4 protein-coding genes are annotated in these 3,440 nt (G+C 73.1%); all 4 read right to left on the reverse strand.

The annotated features are described in order from the left end of the window. Nucleotides 1-74: 74 nt before the first annotated feature. Nucleotides 75-1,091 (reverse strand): ABC transporter substrate-binding protein, encoded by a 1,017-nt coding sequence (locus CBZ_RS19405; protein WP_130783087.1) that lies wholly within the window; start codon nt 1,089-1,091, stop codon nt 75-77. Nucleotides 1,092-1,185: 94 nt separating this feature from the next. Next, the gene (locus CBZ_RS19410; RefSeq protein ID WP_130783088.1) at nt 1,186-1,980 is read right to left on the reverse strand and encodes an amino acid ABC transporter ATP-binding protein; all 795 of its coding nucleotides are present in this window, start codon (nt 1,978-1,980) and stop codon (nt 1,186-1,188) included. After that, a complete protein-coding gene (locus CBZ_RS19415; RefSeq protein WP_246013559.1) occupies nt 1,977-3,098 on the reverse strand; it encodes an amino acid ABC transporter permease in 1,122 nt (373 codons plus the stop codon). The genes CBZ_RS19410 and CBZ_RS19415 overlap by 4 nt, the downstream gene beginning before the upstream one ends. Next, a partial coding sequence (locus CBZ_RS19420) for a DUF1684 domain-containing protein (RefSeq protein WP_130783089.1) occupies nt 3,095-3,440 on the reverse strand: 346 nt, incomplete at its 5' end. The genes CBZ_RS19420 and CBZ_RS19415, both read right to left, overlap by 4 nt.

Genomic DNA, 3,440 nt, shown 5'->3' on the forward strand with positions numbered 1-3,440 from the left:
GGCGCCCCCCCCCCCCCCCCCCGCGACCGGTCACCGTCCCCCAGGGACCGGTCTCGAGCGGCTCCCCGCGGGGGTCACTCGGTCTTGGGCAGCCCGGGCGGGTTCTCCTCGGACTTCTCGATGGCCTCGTCGGTCAGGCCCCAGCGGTCGAGGACCTCGGCGTACGAGCCGTCCTCGATCGCGTGGTTGAGCGCCGCCGTGAACGCGGCGGACAGGCCGTTGCCCTTGAGGGTCGCGGCGGCGATCTGCGCGGTGTTGGGCCAGCCGCCGTTGAGCGTCCCGACCACCTTGAACTCGTCGGGCGAGACGCGCACCTTGTACGCGGCGGTCGCGTTCGGGCCGAACGAGACGTCGATGCGGCCGGACTGCAGCGCGAGGATCGTGTCGCCGTCGTTCTCGAAGTACTCGACCTTGACCGGGTCCAGGCCCGCGGCCGTGTTCTCCGCGTCCCACGCGAGCAGGATCTTCTCCTGGTTCGTGCCCGAGCCGACGGCGACCGTGAGGCCCGCGATGTCGGCGGGCTCGGTGATCGACTCGAGCTCGCTGTCGGCCTTCGTGAGCCAGCCGAGCTGGTCGTTGCGGTACGACGCGAAGTCGTACAGCTCCTTGCGCTCCTCGGTGACCGTGATGTTCGAGATCGACGCGTCGACGTCGCCGGACTGCAGCGCGAGCGGCCAGTCGGCCCAGGCCTTGACCTCCCACTCGATGTCCTTGCCGAGCGCGTCGCCGATGAGCTGCGCGATGTCGGTCTCGTTGCCGATGGGCGTCTTCTCGTCGTCGGCGAGGAACGCGAGCGGCGCGACGTACGCGGAGACCGACACCTTGAGGGTGTCGACGTCCTTGTAGGCGTCGGGCAGCAGCGCGATGGCCTCGGGCGACTCGGTGGTGCGGATGCGGTCCTGCTCGGCGGTCGTGTTGACCTCCAGGCCGGCGGCCTCGGCGGCCTCCTGCAGGTCGCCGCCGGCGGCTGGCTCCTGCGCGTCGGCGCTCGACGAGCACGCGGCGAGCGTCAGGACCAGCGGCAGCGCCAGGGCGGCGGCGACCGCTCGTGCGCGCCCGGGGGCTCGGCGGGGGCGGGTGCTCAGGGTCATCGGTCAGGCCTCTCGTACGGTCCCTCGGGGCGGGGACGGCTGGGGTTGGTGCGGGTGGTGCGGATGGTGCGGTCTGCGGGGTGGGACGACGAGGTCACAGGACCTTGTCGAGGAACGCCCGGGTGCGGGCGTGGCGGGGGGCGTCGAGCACCTCGGCCGGCGGGCCCTGCTCGACGACGCGGCCGCCGTCCATGAAGACGACGGTGTCGGCGATCTGCCGCGCGAACGCGATCTCGTGCGTGACGAGCACGATGGTCGTGCCGCCGTGCGCGAGGTCCTGGATGACGTCGAGGACCTCGCCGACGAGCTCGGGGTCGAGCGCGGACGTCGGCTCGTCGAACAGCAGCACCTGGGGCCGGGTCGCGAGGGCGCGGGCGATCGCGACGCGCTGCTGCTGGCCCCCCGAGAGCTGCCGGGGGCGGGCGTCGGCCTTGTCGGCGAGCCCGACGCGCTCCAGGAGCACGCGCGCCTCGGCCTCGACCTCGGCACGCGGGCGGCCCTGCGCGGAGATCGGCGCCTCGGTGACGTTCTCCAGGGCCGTGAGGTGCGGGAACAGGTTGAAGGACTGGAAGACGAACCCGATGCGGGTGCGCTGCCGCAGGATGTCCTTCTCCTTGAGCTCCCGAAGCGTGTCGCCGCGGCGGGCGTACCCGATGAGGTCGCCGTCGAGGGCGACGAACCCGCGGTCGACCTTCTCCAGGTGGTTGATGACGCGCAGCAGGGTCGACTTGCCGGACCCGGACGGGCCGATGACGACGGTCACCTCGCCGGGGCGGACCACGAGGTCGACGCCCTGCAGGACCTCGAGCGTGCCGTAGCTCTTGTGCACGCCGTGCACCTCGAGCAGCCCGCCCGCGGTGCGGTCGGTGGTGCTGGTCGCGGCGGTCATGCCGCACCTCCCTCGTCTCGTCGGGGGCCGCCCGCGCGGGCGGTGACCGGGCCGCGCTGCGCACCACGCGAGCCGAAGCCCGGCGGGACGCTCGCGTGCACGGGACGCCCGGTGACGCGCGCCCACGCCAGCAGCACGTTCCAGCGCGCCTTCTGCAGCGGCGTCGGGGGCAGCGTGCGCAGCGCGCCGCGGGCGTAGTGCCGCTCCAGGTAGAACTGGGCGACGGTCAGGACGGTCGTCAGGACGAGGTACCAGATGCCCGCGACGAGCAGCAGCGGGACGACCTGCAGGTTGCGGCCGTAGATGACGCCGACCGTGTAGAACAGCTCGCCGTACGCGAGGACGTAGACGACGGACGTGCCCTTGACCAGCCCGATGACCTCGTTGACGGACGTCGGGACGATGGTGCGCATGGCCTGCGGCAGGACGATCCGCCACTGCTGCCGGGCGCGCGGGATGCCGAGCGCGGCGGCGGCCTCGTGCTGGCCCTGGTCGACGCCGAGGATCCCGGCACGCACGATCTCCGAGGAGTACGCGGCCTGCGAGAGCCCGAGGCCGAGGATCGCGGCACCGAACTTGTCGACGACGTCGAGCGTGCCGAACTCGGTGAACGCGGGACCGAACGGGATGCCGAGCGTGAGCGTCGGGTAGAGGTACGCGAGGTTGTACCAGAGCAGCAGCTGCAGGATCAGCGGCACCGACCGGAACACCCACACGTACGCCCACGCCACGGACTGCAGGAGCGGCGAGCGCGACAGCCGCATGAGCGCGAGGACGGTGCCGAGGCCGAACCCGACGACCGCGGCGACGGCGGTGAGCCGAATCGTGCCCCACAGCCCCTCGATCACCGACGGCCACGTGAGGTACTGCGAGACGACGTCCCAGCCCCACTTCTCGTTGCTCACCAGGGAGCTGACGACCATGGCGAGCAGGACGGCGACGGCCGCCGTCGCGACCCACCGGGCCGGGTGCCGGGCGGGCGTGACGCGCAGCCGCTCGAGCTCGTCGCGCCCGGTCGCGGTGGCCGGGACGGTCCGGGCCTCGTCGAGGACGGGCACGGGGACGACGTCGGCGACGCGCCGCTGGACGTCGTCGTGGCGCAGGTCGATGGTGCTCACGAGTGCCTCCTCGGTGCGCGCTCCCCGGCCTCGACGGCGAACGGCAGGTGGTTGCCGAGCACGGGCGACGGGCACGTGCCGTGGTCGGTGAAGACGTACGGCAGGTTGAGGGTGCGGTTGAGGTCGAGCCGGATCGTCGCGGCCCCCTCCGCCGGGCGGGTCGCCTGCAGGACGCGCCACCCGGCGATGCCGTCGGCCTCGTCGGAGAAGATCAGCGCGACGCCGTCCTTGCCGGGCGCACCGACCAGGCGCAGCGTCCGGGCGGCCCCGGCGTGCTCGACGTCGACCTCCCCGACGAGCGTCGCGTCGTGGACGAGCCCGGGCTGCGCGGCACCGACGACG

The sequence above is a fragment of the Cellulomonas biazotea genome (assembly GCF_004306155.1).
Taxonomy (GTDB): domain Bacteria; phylum Actinomycetota; class Actinomycetes; order Actinomycetales; family Cellulomonadaceae; genus Cellulomonas; species Cellulomonas biazotea.

Excerpts from the sequence above, each read along its gene's own strand:
- CBZ_RS19405 (WP_130783087.1), bottom strand. The coding sequence starts at position 1,091 with ATGACCCTGAGCACCCGCCCCCGCCGAGCCCCCGGGCGCGCACGAGCG.
- CBZ_RS19410 (WP_130783088.1), bottom strand. The coding sequence starts at position 1,980 with ATGACCGCCGCGACCAGCACCACCGACCGCACCGCGGGCGGGCTGCTC.